Origin of the sequence: Achromobacter agilis (genome assembly GCF_900496965.1) — a bacterium.
Lineage (GTDB): Bacteria > Pseudomonadota > Gammaproteobacteria > Burkholderiales > Burkholderiaceae_B > Achromobacter > Achromobacter agilis.
This window is the reverse complement of sequence record NZ_UFQB01000026.1, coordinates 49236-63601: the sequence shown is the minus strand read 5'-3', so window position 1 is coordinate 63601 and position 14366 is coordinate 49236. Positions and strand designations below refer to the sequence as shown.

13 protein-coding genes are annotated in these 14366 nt (G+C 67.8%); 6 read left to right on the top strand and 7 right to left on the bottom strand.

Going from position 1 to position 14366, the window contains the following annotated elements:
- The first annotated feature begins 43 nt into the window (after positions 1-43).
- Positions 44-526, top strand: a complete 483-nt coding sequence (locus AGI3411_RS24700) for a YajQ family cyclic di-GMP-binding protein (protein WP_129529959.1) — start codon at positions 44-46, stop codon at positions 524-526.
- A gap of 271 nt (positions 527-797) precedes the next feature.
- Positions 798-1703: a LysR family transcriptional regulator gene (locus AGI3411_RS24695; RefSeq protein WP_129529958.1), complete on the top strand. Its 906-nt coding sequence runs from the start codon at positions 798-800 to the stop codon at positions 1701-1703.
- Between the two features lie 13 nt (positions 1704-1716).
- Here AGI3411_RS24695 and AGI3411_RS24690 read toward each other — a convergent pair whose 3' ends face one another.
- Entirely contained in the window at positions 1717-3162 is a 1446-nt protein-coding gene (locus AGI3411_RS24690; protein WP_129529957.1) for an AlkA N-terminal domain-containing protein, read from the bottom strand.
- Between the two features lie 147 nt (positions 3163-3309).
- On the opposite strand from AGI3411_RS24690, the gene ogt reads away from it, so the two are divergent.
- The 4 genes from ogt (at position 3310) to AGI3411_RS24670 (ending at position 7350) form a co-directional block, all read left to right on the top strand.
- A complete protein-coding gene (gene ogt / locus AGI3411_RS24685) occupies positions 3310-3864 on the top strand; it encodes a methylated-DNA--[protein]-cysteine S-methyltransferase (RefSeq protein WP_208748165.1) in 555 nt (184 codons plus the stop codon).
- Between the two features lie 150 nt (positions 3865-4014).
- Positions 4015-4980: a DUF3829 domain-containing protein gene (locus AGI3411_RS24680; protein WP_129529956.1), complete on the top strand. Its 966-nt coding sequence runs from the start codon at positions 4015-4017 to the stop codon at positions 4978-4980.
- A gap of 210 nt (positions 4981-5190) precedes the next feature.
- The gene (locus tag AGI3411_RS24675; RefSeq protein WP_129529955.1) at positions 5191-6276 is read left to right on the top strand and encodes a tartrate dehydrogenase; all 1086 of its coding nucleotides are present in this window, start codon (positions 5191-5193) and stop codon (positions 6274-6276) included.
- 93 nt (positions 6277-6369) lie between these two features.
- Entirely contained in the window at positions 6370-7350 is a 981-nt protein-coding gene (locus AGI3411_RS24670) for a Bug family tripartite tricarboxylate transporter substrate binding protein (RefSeq protein ID WP_129529954.1), read from the top strand.
- Between the two features lie 3 nt (positions 7351-7353).
- On the opposite strand, the gene AGI3411_RS24665 is transcribed toward AGI3411_RS24670, so the two are convergent.
- The 6 genes from AGI3411_RS24665 to AGI3411_RS24635 form a co-directional block, all read right to left on the bottom strand.
- Positions 7354-7959, bottom strand: coding sequence for a phosphatase PAP2 family protein (locus AGI3411_RS24665; protein ID WP_129529953.1), 606 nt, complete (start codon positions 7957-7959; stop codon positions 7354-7356).
- Between the two features lie 91 nt (positions 7960-8050).
- Positions 8051-8479, bottom strand: a complete 429-nt coding sequence (gene arsC, locus AGI3411_RS24660) for an arsenate reductase (glutaredoxin) (RefSeq protein ID WP_129529952.1) — start codon at positions 8477-8479, stop codon at positions 8051-8053.
- Positions 8480-8544: 65 nt separating this feature from the next.
- On the bottom strand, positions 8545-10077 hold the full coding sequence (locus tag AGI3411_RS24655; protein WP_129529951.1) for a PepSY domain-containing protein: 1533 nt from the start codon (positions 10075-10077) through the stop codon (positions 8545-8547).
- 24 nt (positions 10078-10101) lie between these two features.
- A complete protein-coding gene (locus AGI3411_RS24650; RefSeq protein ID WP_129529950.1) occupies positions 10102-12303 on the bottom strand; it encodes a TonB-dependent receptor in 2202 nt (733 codons plus the stop codon).
- A 179-nt stretch (positions 12304-12482) separates the two neighbouring features.
- Positions 12483-12896, bottom strand: a complete 414-nt coding sequence (locus AGI3411_RS24645) for a DUF2946 domain-containing protein (protein WP_129529949.1) — start codon at positions 12894-12896, stop codon at positions 12483-12485.
- Between the two features lie 654 nt (positions 12897-13550).
- Positions 13551-14366, bottom strand: coding sequence for an anti-sigma factor family protein (locus AGI3411_RS24635; RefSeq protein WP_129529948.1), 816 nt, complete (start codon positions 14364-14366; stop codon positions 13551-13553).

Sequence of the window (14366 nt, the reverse complement as noted above, 5' to 3'; positions counted from 1 at the left end):
CGGGAACGCATTTTCACCCACCATTTCCACAGGACCCCGTGTCATGCCTACTTTTGACGTCGTCTCCGAAGTCGACAAACACGAACTCACCAACGCCGTCGACCAGGCCAACCGCGAACTGTCTACCCGCTTCGACTTCAAGGGCGCCGATGCCAAGTTCGAGCTGGAAGGCTTTGTCGTGACCCAGGTTGCCTCCAGCGCGTTTCAGCTCAAGCAGATGCTGGACATCCTGCGCGGCCGCCTTTCCGCCCGCGGCATCGACGTGCGCTGCCTGGACGTCGCCGATCCCCTCGAGAACCTGGGCGGCGCGCGCCAGAAGGTCACCATCAAGCAAGGCATCGAGCAGCCCGTGGCCAAGAAGCTCATCGCCGCCATCAAGAACGCCAAGCTCAAGGTGGAATCGCAGATCAACGGCGACAAGCTGCGCATCAGCGGCAAGAAGCGCGACGACCTGCAAACGGCCATCGCGCTGCTGAAAAAGACCGACGTCGACCTGCCCCTGCAGTTCGAGAACTTCCGCGACTGACGCCCGGGCGTCTCACCCTGGGGCGAGGGGGCAAGTGTCTGACACCCCTACGAGATGCTCGTGGAGCCGCGGCGCGCTTGCCGGGTGTCAGACACCCGTGCCGCGCCATGGCACCGCGAAGGCCATCTCGTAGGGGTGTCAGACACTGGAGCGAAGGCCATCTCGTAAGGGTGTCAGACACTGGAGCGAAGGCCATCTCGCAGGGGTGTCAGGCATTTGGACGAGACTTTCTTGCAGGCATGTCAGACCCCTTTCCCCGGAAAGACTTCTTATGGGACATTCCTCTGAGCTGCAGCTGATCGTCGAGCTGGCGCGCGCCGGCGGTATGTCGGCGGCGGCGCGTGAACTGGGCGTTACGCCCGCGGCGGTCAGCAAGCGGCTGGCGCAGATCGAGGCGCGGCTGGGCGTGCGGCTGGTCAACCGCAGCACGCGGCGCCTGAGCCTGACGGCGGAAGGCGAGGTCTACCTGGAGAACGCCCGGCGCATCCTGGGCGAAATCGAAGACCTGGACCAACTGATCGCCAGCCGCCAGGCCAGCCCGCGCGGCCTGCTGAAAGTCAACGCCCCTCTGGGCTTCGGCCGCAGCTACATCGCGCCCGCGATCGCCGAATTCGCGCAGAAGTACCCCGAGGTATCGCTGCAACTGCAGCTGACCGACAGCCCGGCGGATTTCGTGCAGGACGCGTTCGACGTGGCGGTGCGCTTTGGCGATCTGCCGGACACGCGCCTGATCGCCCGCAAGATCGCGCCCAACCGCCGCCTGGTCTGCGCGTCCCCGGGTTACCTGAAAGCGCATGGCGTGCCCGCCGCGCCGCATGACCTGGCGCGCCACCAGTGCATCGTGCTGCGGCAGAACGAAGCCGCCTATGGCTTGTGGCGTTTTACCAAGGGACGCCGCAGCGAAACCGTGAAGGTGCGCGGCAATCTCAGCAGCAACGACGGCGAAGTCACGCTGACGTGGGGCCTGGCGGGCCTGGGCATCCTGCAGCGCGCCGAATGGGACCTGGCGCGCTATCTGCGCAGCGGCCGGCTGGTGCGCGTGCTCGAGGACTACGCCTTGCCGCAGGCCGACATCTACGCCGTGTTCCCCGAACGGCATCACCTATCTACCAAGGTGCGGGTGTTCGTGGACTTCCTGGTGGGGTACTTCCAGAAAGGCGCCGAAGGCCAGTGGTGACGGGCGGCCGCGCTCAGGCTGCCCACAGGTGCTGCGCCGCATAGGCGCGCCACGGACGCCAGGCCTCGGCGCGCTCCAGCAGCTGCGCGGGCGTGTACTCGCGGGATTCCAGGCGCTCCAGCGCGCGGATCAATCCGATATCGGCCGACGGAAAGGCGTCGGGCTCGCGCAATTGGCGCAGGGCGATGTACTGTGCCGTCCATTCTCCGATACCGCGGATCTCGCGCAGGCGCAGAACCGATTCGCCGAGTCCGCTGCCGGCATCGAACAGATGCTTGTCGGCGACCGCCGCGGCGGCCACCGCGGACAGGGTCGCGGCGCGGCTGCGCGGCATGCCCAGGGACGCCAGTTCGGCGGCCGCGACGGCCTCGGGCAGCGGGAAGACATGCGTCAGGCTTGCGTCGGGCTGCGCCATGGGCGCGCCGTGCGCCGCGACCAGCTTGCCGGCCAGGCGGATCGCCGCGGCAACCGTGATCTGCTGGCCCAGCACGGCGCGCATCGCCAGCTCGAAGCCGTCCCATGCGCCGGGCACGCGCAGGCCCGGCCTGGCCTGGATCAGCGCCGTCAGGACCGGGTCGCGGGAAAACTGCGCGGCGATGGCGACCGGGTCGCTGGCTAGGTCGAACACGCGGCGCAGCCGGGCGATGATGGCGGGCAAGGCCTGGAGCCGGGGAAAGCGCACGACGGCCTGCAGCGCATTGCCTGTGCCGGGCCGCACGGTCACGGTTCCCTGGCGGCCGTCCAGGCAGATAGTGCGCGCATAGGCGTCGCCTTCGACCCGCTCGATGCCGGGGATCGCCCGCAGCCTCAGGAAGTCCAGCATGGCGGCCCAATCGTAGGGCGGGCGGTAGCGCAGCAGCAGCTTGATCTCGCCCTCCTGCTCCGCGGACACCTCCGGCTTCCCGGCGCGCCGGAGCTCGCCCGGGGCGCGTCCGAACAGGTCGTGGAATATTTCGTTGAAGCGGCGGATGCTGCCGAAGCCCGACGCGAAGGCGATTTCCGCCATGGGCAGATGGGTTTCGTGGATCAGCTGCTTGGCGAGCAGCACGCGCCGAGTCTGGGCAACGGCGACGGGCGAGGCGCCCAGGTGCTGGCGGAAGTGGCGCCGTAACTGGCGTTCGCCCACGCCCAGGCGGCGGGCCAGCCCGTCCACGCCGTCCTCGTCCAGCGCGCCCAGCTCGATCAGCTGCAGCGCGCGCGATACGCTGTCGGGCAGTTCGTGCCCCGGTCCCAGTTCCGGCGCGGTTTCGGGCCGGCAACGCAGGCAGGGGTGGTAACCCGCCTCTTGCGCCGCCGCCGCCGTCGTGTAGAACGTGACGTTCTTTGAGAGCGGCGTGCGCGCCGGGCAGACCGGGCGGCAATAGATGCGCGTGGTCTTGACGGCGGTGAAGAAGCGGCCGTCGTAACGGGCGTCGCGCACTTGGATAGCGCTGTAGCAGGCGTCGTGGTTCAGGTCCATGCGGCCATGCTAACGCCGGCGCACATCCGGAATCTAGCGGTTTCCGGACACTGTTGTACGGCGGGCATTCCTGTCCGGAAACCGCCAGCGGCGCGCGGCGGCCGGGTCTATATTTCGCATGTTTCCCCATTTGCCGGAGTCCGTGCCATGTCCCTTCACCCTCAGGTCTTTTTCCTTGAGCGCGTGCCGACGCCCATCGGCCAGATGCTGATCCTCAGCGACGACCGGCGGCAACTGCGCGCGGTGGACTGGGAGGACTTCGAAACGCGCATGCACAGGCTGCTGCACAGGCAGTACCGCAAGCAGGCCATCGAGCTGCGCGACGCGACGCAGGCCTCGCCCGCCCGGCGCGCGCTCGAAGCCTATTTCGACGGGGCGGTCGACGCCATCGACACGCTGGCCGTCGCCACCGGCGGCACCGACTTCCAGCGCCAGGTGTGGCAGGCGCTGCGGGGCATCGCGGGCGGTGCGCCCATCACGTACGGCGCTCTCGCGGACCGCATCGCGCGTCCCACGGCCGTGCGCGCGGTGGGGCTGGCCAACGGCGCGAATCCCATCGGCATCGTTGTGCCTTGCCACCGCGTCGTGGGCGCGAACGCGTCGCTGACCGGTTATGGCGGCGGGTTGCACCGCAAACGCTGGCTGCTGGACCATGAAGCGCGCTGGCTCACGGCCCGGCGGCCCCTCGCCGCGCGGGGCTGAGCCAGGCGTCGCATAACGCGCGGCCGGCTCTATTCGCAGCTGGTCGCGGGTTGAAAACTCTTGTGACATGACTGAATGACTTTGTAGCGTGTTAAGCAATGAGCGGGCATATCATCCGTCCCCTCATAGCAACCGCAACAGGAAATGAAGATGCTTATGTCGCGCCCCTTGCGCATGTCCGCCGTTCTGGCCGTTACGCTGGCGCTCGCCGCGTGCGGCGACGATAGCGCAAAGAAGGAGGCGAAGGCGGCCGAGCCGACCACCGCCCAGGCCGAGATCATCAAGTACAACCAGTACGTCGATGCCGCCAACGGCATCTCGACGTCGTTCGAAGAAACGCTGGACCGCTACGAAACCTATGCGGCGCCGAAGCTCAAGGAAGGAAAGCCAATCAAGGATTTCGTCATCGGCAACGATTCCACCATCCTGCGCGCCAAGGAAAAGCTCGACAAGGCGCTGGCGATGACGGCGCCGATCCCCGAGATCGATGCGCCCGCCAAGGAATTCTCGGACGCGCTGGGCAAGCTGGCGCCGCTGAGCAACGAACTGCAGAACTATGCGGCCGCCAAGACCTTCCTGTCGGACAATGGCGCGCTGGCGCGGGAAAAGAGTCCCGCCTACGTCGCGGCGCTGACCGAGGTCGTGAAGACGGAGAGCGCCTTCTACCGCGGCATCTCCGTGAAGGACACGGCCAACACCAAGGAAGCCTTCGAAAAGGCCGCGAAGGACTCGGTCGCCTATTACCGCGCCGGCCTGGTCTATTACGGCAAGTCCACGATGGACAAGGCGTCGGGCATTTTCGACGGCACGGGCCTGGGGGCCGACCAAGAGGCGTTCAAGCAAGCGCTGGACAAGATGAACGAAATGGCGCTGGGCTTTGACAAGAAGACGCGCGAAGCCGACCCGAAGGGCTGCGCCAGCACGATGATGCAGGTCAATAGTTTCCTGGGCGCCGGCCGCAAGGTGCTGGAGCACACGAACAATGGCCGCTACAAGGAAGACGCCGCGCGCACGGGCGCTTTCAAGGCGATGCGTCCCACGATCGTGGATGACGCCTACAGCCTGCGCCAGGATTTCAACAACCTGATCTCCAATCTGAATATCGGCCGCTGCTGATTCCGGCAAGCGGCGGCGGCCTTGTCTTGGCCGCCACCTGAAACAGCGCCCCATGTGGGCGCTGTTTTTCATTGGCGGTTGCGATTCGCGCGCGGGCGGGCGCCATCTTCAACTTCAAGTAAAAGTTGTTTTGAATTCTGCTGCGGTCGGGGCCTGGCCGCCTCAGTACAGTGCCGACAGAACCTCACCAGCAAGGAGCCCTGTCGGCCTATGAAGACCTATCGCATTGCAACCATCCCCGGCGACGGCATCGGCAAGGAAGTGATTCCCGCCGGAAGGCGGATCATGCAGGAGCTTGCCGCGCAGGACGGCCTGCGGTTCGAGTTCCAGGATTTCGACTGGGGCGGCGACTACTACCGCAAGCATGGCGTGATGATGCCGGCCGACGGCCTGGACGCGCTGCGCGACCAAGACGCGATCCTGTTCGGCTCTGCCGGCGACCCGCATATCGCCGACCACATCACGCTGTGGGGCCTGAGGCTGAAGATCTGCCAGGGCTTCGACCAGTACGCCAACGTGCGCCCGACGCGCATCCTGCCGGGCATCGACGCGCCGCTCAAGCGCTGCACGCCGGAGCAGCTCAACTGGGTCATCGTGCGTGAGAACTCCGAGGGCGAATACTCGGGCGTCGGCGGCCGGGTCCACCAGGGCCATCCCATCGAAGCCGCCACGGACGTGTCCATCATGACCCGCGCCGGGGTGGAGCGCATCCTGCGCTTCGCATTCAAGCTGGCGCAATCGCGTCCGCGCAAGCTGCTGACGGTGATCACCAAATCCAACGCGCAGCGCCACGCCATGGTGATGTGGGACGAGATCGCGCTGCAGGTCAGCCGCGAATTTCCCGACGTGACCTGGGACAAGGAACTGGTCGACGCCGCCACGGCGCGCATGGTGAACCGTCCGGCGTCGCTGGACACCATCGTCGCCACCAACCTGCATGCCGACATCCTGAGCGACCTGGCGGCGGCGCTGGCGGGCAGCCTGGGCATCGCGCCCACCGGCAACATCGACCCCGAGCGCCGCTATCCGTCCATGTTCGAACCCATCCACGGTTCCGCCTTCGACATCATGGGCAAGGGGCTGGCGAATCCGGTGGGCACGTTCTGGTCGGTGGTCATGCTGCTGGAGCACCTGGGTGAAACCCAGGCTGCCGCCCGGCTCATGCAGGCGATCGAAAGCGTGACCGCCGATCCCCAACTGCACACCGGCGATCTGGGCGGCAGCGCGACCACCGGCCAGGTCACCGAGGCGGTCTGCGCGAAGCTGGCGGCACTGGCGCCGGCCAAGGCCGCCTAGCGGCAATCATGCGGGACGAGGGCGCAGACCCTCTCCCGCACCGCAACGCGGCGAATAGAAGAAGCGAAATCCATTCGTATCCAGGAGACAACCATGCATCAGAAAGCCGTTTCCGCGCGCGCCTTGGCGTTCGCCTGCCTGTTGGGCCTGTCCTTCGCGGGCGGGGCGTCGGCGCAGTCCTATCCCGTCCGGCCGATCAACCTGGTCGTGCCGTTTCCGGCGGGCGGGACCACCGACGTTCTGGCCCGCGCGCTGGGACAGGAGCTGTCCAAGAGCCTGGGCCAGCCGGTGGTGGTGGAGAACAAGCCCGGCGCCGGATCGACGCTGGGCGCGGACTACGTGGCCAAGGCGGCGCCCGACGGCTACACGCTGCTGATGGGGGCGGTGCACCATACGATCGCCACCAGCGTCTACAAGAGCCTGCACTACGACTTCCAGAAGGACTTCGCGCCGGTGACGACGGTCGCGCTGGTGCCCAATGTCCTGGTGGTGAATCCCAAACTGGACGCCAAGGATGTGCAGGGCCTGCTGACGATGGCGCGGGCCGCGCCGGGCAAGCTGACCTTCGGATCGAACGGCATGGGCACCGGTCAGCATTTGATCGGCGCGCAGTTCGAGAAAGAGGGCCACGTGAAACTGCTGCACGTGCCCTACAAAGGCAGCGGACCGCTGACCACCGACCTGCTGGGCGGGCAGATCGACATGTCGTTCGACACGGTCACGCCGGTGCTTGCGCACATCCAGAGCGGCAAGCTGCGCGCGCTGGCCGTAACCACGAACAAGCGTTCGGCGGCGCTGCCCGACGTGCCCACGATGGAAGAGGCGGGCCTGAAGCCGTTCGACATGGGCACGTGGTTCGGCGTGCTGGCGCCGGCCGCCGCGCCCAAGGACGTGGTCGACCGGTTGAACGCGGAAATGGTCAAGATCATCCGTTCGCCGGATTTCTCGCGCCGCATGGCGGAGATCGGCGCAGTGCCCATCGGCGATAGCCCCGCCGAAATGAAGGCGCGGATCGGCGCCGATACCGAGAACTACGCCAAGCTGGTCAAGGACGCCAAGGTCGCGATCAACTGAGCCTTACGCGCGGATCCAGCCGCGGGCGATGGGCAGGGCCAGCACTTTGCGGTACAGGCCCTGCGCGGCCGCGGTCAGCGGCGCGCCCGCGCGGTTCCACACCGGCAGCGTGGCGCCCGCGGCAAGCGGCGCCAGCGCCAGTCCGCCGGCGATGTCCAGCGGGTAATGCACGCCGAGGTAGACGCGAGACCCGCCAACCAGCACCGCCAGCGCCAGCGCGGCCCAGCCCAGGCCGGCCCAGCGCCGGTCGAAGATCAGCGCGAAGGCCAGGGTGGCGATGATGATGGTGTGATTGCTGGGAAACGACGCGGTCGCCGCGTGCGGGAAGAACGCGTGCCCCAGCCCGACAGCGAATGGGCGGGGATGCGGCCACAGTGCGCCGCACAGATAGCTGGCGAAGAGCCCCAGCGCAATGCTGGCCAGCGCCTTCAGCGCCAGGTTACGCTGCGCTTCGCCGCCCCACAGCCAGGCCGCGGCCAGCGCGCCGGGCACGAGCAGGATCAGCTTGTTGGCCACCAGCATGGCGGCGTGGATCCGCCATACCGGGGTGGCGGGATCGGCGTTGGCCAGAAGAAACAGGGACTGGTTGAGGCTTTCCAGGGAATTCATGACGCGTCATCGCAACGTAACAAACCAATAGCCGCGATGGTAATGAGGATTCCCGTCAGTCCGCTTACAAAATGCGCCGAATCCCGTGGTTTTACTTCTGGATGCGCTTGCCCTGCGCGTCGATCACGGCTTCGCCGTCTTCCTTGGCGAAGGCGCCTTGCTGCGGAGCCGGCAGAATGTCCAGCACGAGTTCCGACGGACGGCACAGGCGGGCGCCCAGCGGCGTCGAGACAAACGGGCGGTTCAGCAGGATGGGATGCTGTTCAATGGCATCCAGCAGGGCGTCGTCCGAGAGGGACGCGTCGTCCAGGCCCAGTTCCTGGTAGGGCGTCCCTTTTTCGCGCAAGGCGTCGCGCACGCCGATGCCGGCCTGTTTGAGCAGCGCCTGCAGTGTCGCGCGCGACGGCGGCGTTTCCAGGTACAGCACGACGTTGGGTTCGATGCCCGCGTTGCGGATCATGGCCAGGGTATTGCGGGAGGTGCCGCACTTGGGGTTGTGATAGATGGTTACGTCGGACATAAAGGCTCCTCTTTCCGGTGAATCGTCTTGCGAGGCACTGAGCATAGTGCATCCGCGTCCGCGCTTCAGGCGCGCAGTTTTTTTCCCAGGCGCCGCCAGCCGATGACCACGCCCGTCAGACTGAGCGCCAGGCCACCCAGGCTAAGGAAGATCAGCAGGGCGTCCCAAAGCGGGCGGCGGGCCAGCAGGCCGGTCCAGTCCCAGCTGTGCAGAAACGCGAACAGCCAGCGGCTGGCGCGCGATGCGCGATCCTGGCGGCCCAGTATCTGGCCCGTGCGCGGATCCAGGTAGGCCCAGGTCGCTTGCGGATCGTCGTAGATCAGCCGCCACGCGGGCAGCGGCTTTTCGACGTGGCCGAGCATCGCGTGCTCGTCGCGGGCGTAGTAATAGAAGTCGTAGGCATTCAGCGTATCGACGCGGGCGAGCCGGGCGCCCGGCACCAGGCGGGCCGCGGCGGCGCGCAACGCCGCCGGGTCGAAGGCATGGGGTTGCGCGTCGTGGGCGGACAGCACTTGAGGGGCGCCGGCGGCCGTGCGCGCCAGCACCACGTCGTGGCCGTCCGCGCGCGTCCAGCGCAACTCGCGGGGCGCAGCGGGCAGGGCCGCGATCAGCGCTCGAGGCGCGGCCAGCGGCGCCGTGCCCGCCGCGCCGGCATAGGCCGCCTGGGCCAGCGGCGGCGCGCCGCCGCTGAACAGTTTCCACGGGTTCATCGACATCAGTCCGCTGAAGATCCAGGTGATGGTGACGGCGGCGAACAGCAGGCCGCTGAGGTGATGCCAGCGCATCATGCGCTCGCGGTAGGGCGAGCGGCTGCCGCTGGCGTATGGCCGCGCAAAGCGCCAGCGCAGGATCCCGACCACCGTGCCCGTCAGCGCGGCCAGCACACCGGCTACCGACAGCCACACCACGATGTCGTGCCACCAGGCGTCCAGCGCATTGCCGCGGAACGGATACAGCCAATGGATCCAGGCGCCGGCGTAGTTCCAGCCGCGCTCGGCGCGGGTGGCGTCGAGCACCACCATCCCGGTGGCGGACGAGATGTACAGCCGCGTGCGCGCGGGGTCGTCCAGGTCTACCCGGTGCAGCGGCCGGTCGGGACCGAGCGCGCGGGAATGGGTGAAGACGTCCTCGTCCACCGTTCCCTCGTACCGCGCGGCGTACTGTCCGCGGGACCAGGCCTTGGCGGTCGCCAGAGCGGTCGCGGCATCGGCGGGCGGCAGGAGGGCGCCGCTGGATGCGTCCACTATTCTGGGCGCCCGCCGTGCTTCGCCCGGCACCAGATAGACCGGCGCGCCGCCGCGGGCGGCGACCAGGCTCAGTCCGGCGGCATCCTTCGCGCCCGCCGCGGCCAGCGCCTGCGACGGCGTCACCGCGATGGCCGCAGGATCCAGCGGCGGCAGATGCGCCAGGCGTTCCTGCGGCGTGAGCTTCGGATAGCCCACATACATCATGACCACGCCGGAAATGAACCACATGGCGAAGAACAGGCACAGCACGATGCCTGCCCAGCGATGGATCAGGTACAGCCATCGCTTGGCGCGGGCCGTCAGCGGCGGTCCGGCGGGGCGCCGGGACGAAGAGGGGAGTGTCGGGTTCATGGCGGGTCTGTCCTGGCGCGGCGCTCAGAAGCGAGCCTGCAACGTGAGTTCCACCGAGCGCGGCGCGCCCAGGTAGTACATGGTCGGGGTCGCGTTCGCGGCGTAGACTTTGTCGGTCAGGTTGCGAACGCGCGCCGTCACGTTGAGATTGCGGTTGATCCGGTGCGACAGCGCCGCATCGAACACCGTGTAGGACGGCGTCCAGACGGTGTTGGCGGCATCCGCGTACATGCGGCCCACGTAGCGCGCGGCCACGCTGGCGGTCCAGCCGGGCTGGAACGCATAGTCGAGCCAGAGGTTGGCGAGGCGGCGCGGCGTGTTGGTCGGCACATTGCCGTTGCGCGAGACCGAGACCCCGCCGACCGATTGGGAGAAATCGTCGTACTTCGGGTCTACGAACGCGACGTTGCCCTGCAGGGAAAGCTGGGATGTCAATTGCAGGCCGCCGGCCAGTTCGATACCGCGCGCGGATTGCGCGCCCACGGGCAGGCTGACGCCTGGATTGTCGGGGTCGGCGGTGGCCATGTTCTTGCGCTTGATTTCGTAGACGGCCACGGTGGCCGAGCCCCGGCCATCCCAGAAGTTGAACTTGCCGCCCACTTCGGCCTGCCTGCCGGTGGTGAGCTTGTCATTGTTCAGCACGTCGGCGAAGGAGGCGGTGGCCAGCAGGCCCGACGGAGGGTCCGCGGCGGTCGCGTACTGCGCGTACAGCGAGGCTTCCGGACTCAGCTCCCAATTGACGCCCAGCCGCCCGGTCAGGGGCGAGTAGCTGCGCTGGGCGCTGGCGGGCGAGGACGCCGTGACGGCGCGGCGGTTGGTCAGGTCCACGTCGATGAAGTCCTTGCGCAGCGCCGACACGATGGCGACGCCCGGCAGCACCTCGCTGCGGTTTTCCAGGGTCAGCGCCAGCGTGCGGATGCGGTTGTCGCGGTCGGCGGTGTGGCCGCGCGTCATGCCGGGGATGTCGTAGAAGTCGCCGGGCGAGAAATCGTAGGGATCTACCGCGTCCACCTGGGCGGGCAGGCTGGTGGGATAGCGCGTGATCTTGTTCTGGCTGACGTCGACGCCGAAGGACCAGTCGCTGGGCAGGCCGGCCAGGGTGGATCGGTACAGGCCTTCCACCCGGTTGCCGATCAGGCTTTGCTCATGGCGCTGCAATAGCGCGCCGGACCGCAGCACCAGGCTGTTGCCGGCGTTCAGGCGGTAGTTTTCCAGGTTCCGGTAGTCGCGTTCGGCGCGGTAGTAGTACAGCGTGTTCTTCAGCGTCAGGTTCGGGCCGGCGCGCCACTCCGTCAGCGAGCGCGCCCAGAGCACGGACTGTTCGTACAGGCCGTCGTTCACGTTGTAGTTCTTGAAGCGCGTGCCATCGAGGATGCGGCCCGTGCTCCGCACCACGCCATCGGCGTCTGTTTTCAAGGGCGTGCCCCAATAGGGGCGGTCCACCTGCTCGTGCTGGTATTCGAAGGCGAAGGTCTGGGTCACGTCATCACCCAGGTCGGACAGGAGCGAGGCGGCGATCTGGCTGGCGCGGGAATGGTTGCCGTCGACCCAACCGTGGCTGGATCCGGTATTGGCGTCGATGCGCAGATAGTGGCCGCGGCCGCCAGGTTCGCCCGCCAGCTGCTGGTTCAGGCCGGCGGATATCTGCCGGCTGTCGAACGAACCCAGCCGCAACTGGCCGTCATAAAAGGTGTCGCGCTCGGGCAGCTTGGTGACGTAGTTGATGGCGCCGCCCACCGCGCCAGCGCCGAACAGGAAGGTGGCGGGGCCGCCTATCGCTTCGACCCGGTCATAGATCCAGCTGTCCACCGGCCGGCCGGCGACGGAGTCGTACTGCACGGAAATGCCGTTGAACAGCTGCGAAACCTGGCCGCCGGAGAAGCCGCGATAGCTGACGGCGCCGGCATTGCCGGGGGGCGATGCGTTGTCCACGCCGGGTATGCCGCGGGCGATCTCCTGCGTGTTCAGCGAGCCCCGCGCCTCGATCTGTTCGCGCGAGATTACGGTGACGCTCGCGGGCGTTTCGCGCAGGGTCAATCCCAGGCGGCTGCCGGTGCTGTCGCGGACGTTCAGATCGATAGGGCCGTTGGGGGCGGGTTCTTCGTGGGCGGCGCCATGCACGATGGTGGGCGCCAGGGTTTCCACGGCGGGTTCCGTGGTCAGTGCCTGGGCGGAGCCGCTGGCGAACGCGGCCAGCAGCAGAGGGTAGGTCGTGGTTTTCTTCATGTCTGGAACCGGTGGTCCGGCCCGCGCGCCCGGCGTCCCGCTGCAAAACGGGGCGCGGTCGGGCGCCAGGGCTTGAATGACGGCACGCGTCCGGACGCGCGAACGGCGCGGGCGGATGGTGGCGGCGGGGGAGCGGAGGGCGCGGATCAGCCGCCGTCGGGCGGCGGGGGGGCGCCGGGTCAGACCGCGGGCGGCGCGCGCGGCTGGGCCGCGCTCCAGGCATGAAGGGGGTGGGCCGCCAGGAAGAACAGCGGCGGATACGTGATGGCGCGCCCGATGGGGGAGGGCACGATGGGAACGGGCGCGGGCAGGATGCCCACATCGGCGTTGGGGTTGCGGCAGAGCGGGCAGTGGTGGCTGTCGCCGTGATCGTCCGCCTGCGTGCCCTCATTGCCGCCGCCTGGCACCTCCAGGGTTAGGGAGGCCTGGCCCGCGCCTTCGCTGGTGCAGAAGTCCACGCTGATGCGTTGGGCGTTGTGACCGGCCGGCGACAGGCTCAGCGCATGGGCCAACGACGGCGCCAACGACGCCCACAGGATCGCGACGAGCGCGATCCACAGGGCGGGGCGGGTCAGGAAGGCAGCGGAGCACATGGCGCCCGATTATATCGGAGCAGATCCGCCTTCCGTCTATACCAACAGGTGCCGGCGCACGTCCTCTCCGTCGATCTCGCCGTGGCCGCCGCCGGCCACCACCTCGCCGCGCCGTGCGGTCCCATATCGGCATGAGCAAGGCCGAGATCCGCAAGATAACGCTGCACATGCTGCACGAGGCCCGGGAACGGGAGGCGGTCCTAGCGTTGGCAGGATGTCTGATACCGGCGACCCTGTGTCAGACACCCGGCAAGAATATCTTTACCTGGACATGCAATTCGTACGGGTGTCAGACACTGATGCATCCGCGGCCCAGTGTCTGACACCCAAGGCCTGTGTCAGACACCCGGCAAGAATATCTTCACCTGGACATGCAACTCGTACGGGTGTCAGACACTGATGCATTCGCGACCCAGTGTCTGACACCCGTACGGGACGGTCGCGGAATGACCACGGTGCTTGCCGGGTGTCTGACACCCAAGGCCTGTGTCAGACACCCGGCAAGAATATCTTCACCTGGACACGCAATTCGTACGGGTGTCAGACACTGATGCATCCGTGACCCAGTGTCTGACACCCGTACGGGACGGTCGCGGAATGACGACAGTGCTTCCCGGGTGTCTGACACTTTCATCTGTCATATCGCTCGCGTACCTACCCCTGAAGCTGCCGGTAAACCTCTTGCGACACGCGCTGCAGTTCGTCCCGGCTGACCGCGCCGGACAACGCGTAGCCGAACTGTCCTTCGACCCAATAGAACACGCGGACGGGCCCTTCCTGCGTAAACTGGAAAGCGGTCTGTTCGCCCACGGCCTCGCGCGTGACGTACAGCGTCAGCCGCTGGCCGTCGGACGCGCCATACATGAAGAGTGCGACGGGCCCTGCGCCGCCGGGCAGCAGGCGGCCGCCCATCAGCTCGTAGCCGGCCTGCGACAGCGATGGCGCGCGCACGGGCGCGCCCATGCGCTTGGTCAGCCACGTCACCAGGCCTTTCTCGTTGTCGACGCCCACTTCCACGGGGCGGCCCATGTCGGGTGCGTAGACCGCGTGGGCGATCGCGGCCCGCTGCGCGTAGCCGCCCGCAATGCGGTCCGGGGCAGCGGTGGCGAGCACCGCCTGCAGGTGGCGGGCGTCCATGGCGCCGCGCGTGATCCAGGCCGCGCTTGCGCTGACCGCGGCGACCGCCACGCCGGCGGCCAGGGCGCGCCAGGGCCAGCGGCGCTCGGGCGGCGCCAGCGGCAGGCGCAGCGGCAGCGGTTCGTCCAGCACGGGGTCCAGGAGGGCGTGCAGTGCGCGCCGCTGTTCCTTCCAGCCGTCCACCCGCGCCTGGTCCTGCGGGTGGGCGGCGAGAAACGCCTCGACCTCGGCGTGGCGGGCAGGCGGCAACTGGCCGTCCGCGTAGCCATGCAGATCGGCTTCGGTTATCGGGGTGCCCGGGCCGGGCGCCGGGTGCAGGCGTATGTCGTTCAT

Coding starts and splice junctions, on each gene's coding strand:
- AGI3411_RS24670 (WP_129529954.1), top strand. CDS start 6,370: ATGCATCAGAAAGCCGTTTCCGCGCGCGCCTTGGCGTTCGCCTGCCTG.
- AGI3411_RS24675 (WP_129529955.1), top strand. CDS start 5,191: ATGAAGACCTATCGCATTGCAACCATCCCCGGCGACGGCATCGGCAAG.
- AGI3411_RS24680 (WP_129529956.1), top strand. CDS start 4,015: ATGCTTATGTCGCGCCCCTTGCGCATGTCCGCCGTTCTGGCCGTTACG.
- AGI3411_RS24655 (WP_129529951.1), bottom strand. CDS start 10,077: ATGAACCCGACACTCCCCTCTTCGTCCCGGCGCCCCGCCGGACCGCCG.
- AGI3411_RS24700 (WP_129529959.1), top strand. CDS start 44: ATGCCTACTTTTGACGTCGTCTCCGAAGTCGACAAACACGAACTCACC.
- AGI3411_RS24665 (WP_129529953.1), bottom strand. CDS start 7,959: ATGAATTCCCTGGAAAGCCTCAACCAGTCCCTGTTTCTTCTGGCCAAC.
- AGI3411_RS24645 (WP_129529949.1), bottom strand. CDS start 12,896: ATGTGCTCCGCTGCCTTCCTGACCCGCCCCGCCCTGTGGATCGCGCTC.
- AGI3411_RS24650 (WP_129529950.1), bottom strand. CDS start 12,303: ATGAAGAAAACCACGACCTACCCTCTGCTGCTGGCCGCGTTCGCCAGC.
- arsC (WP_129529952.1), bottom strand. CDS start 8,479: ATGTCCGACGTAACCATCTATCACAACCCCAAGTGCGGCACCTCCCGC.
- AGI3411_RS24635 (WP_129529948.1), bottom strand. CDS start 14,366: ATGAACGACATACGCCTGCACCCGGCGCCCGGCCCGGGCACCCCGATA.
- AGI3411_RS24695 (WP_129529958.1), top strand. CDS start 798: ATGGGACATTCCTCTGAGCTGCAGCTGATCGTCGAGCTGGCGCGCGCC.
- AGI3411_RS24690 (WP_129529957.1), bottom strand. CDS start 3,162: ATGGACCTGAACCACGACGCCTGCTACAGCGCTATCCAAGTGCGCGAC.
- ogt (WP_208748165.1), top strand. CDS start 3,310: ATGTCCCTTCACCCTCAGGTCTTTTTCCTTGAGCGCGTGCCGACGCCC.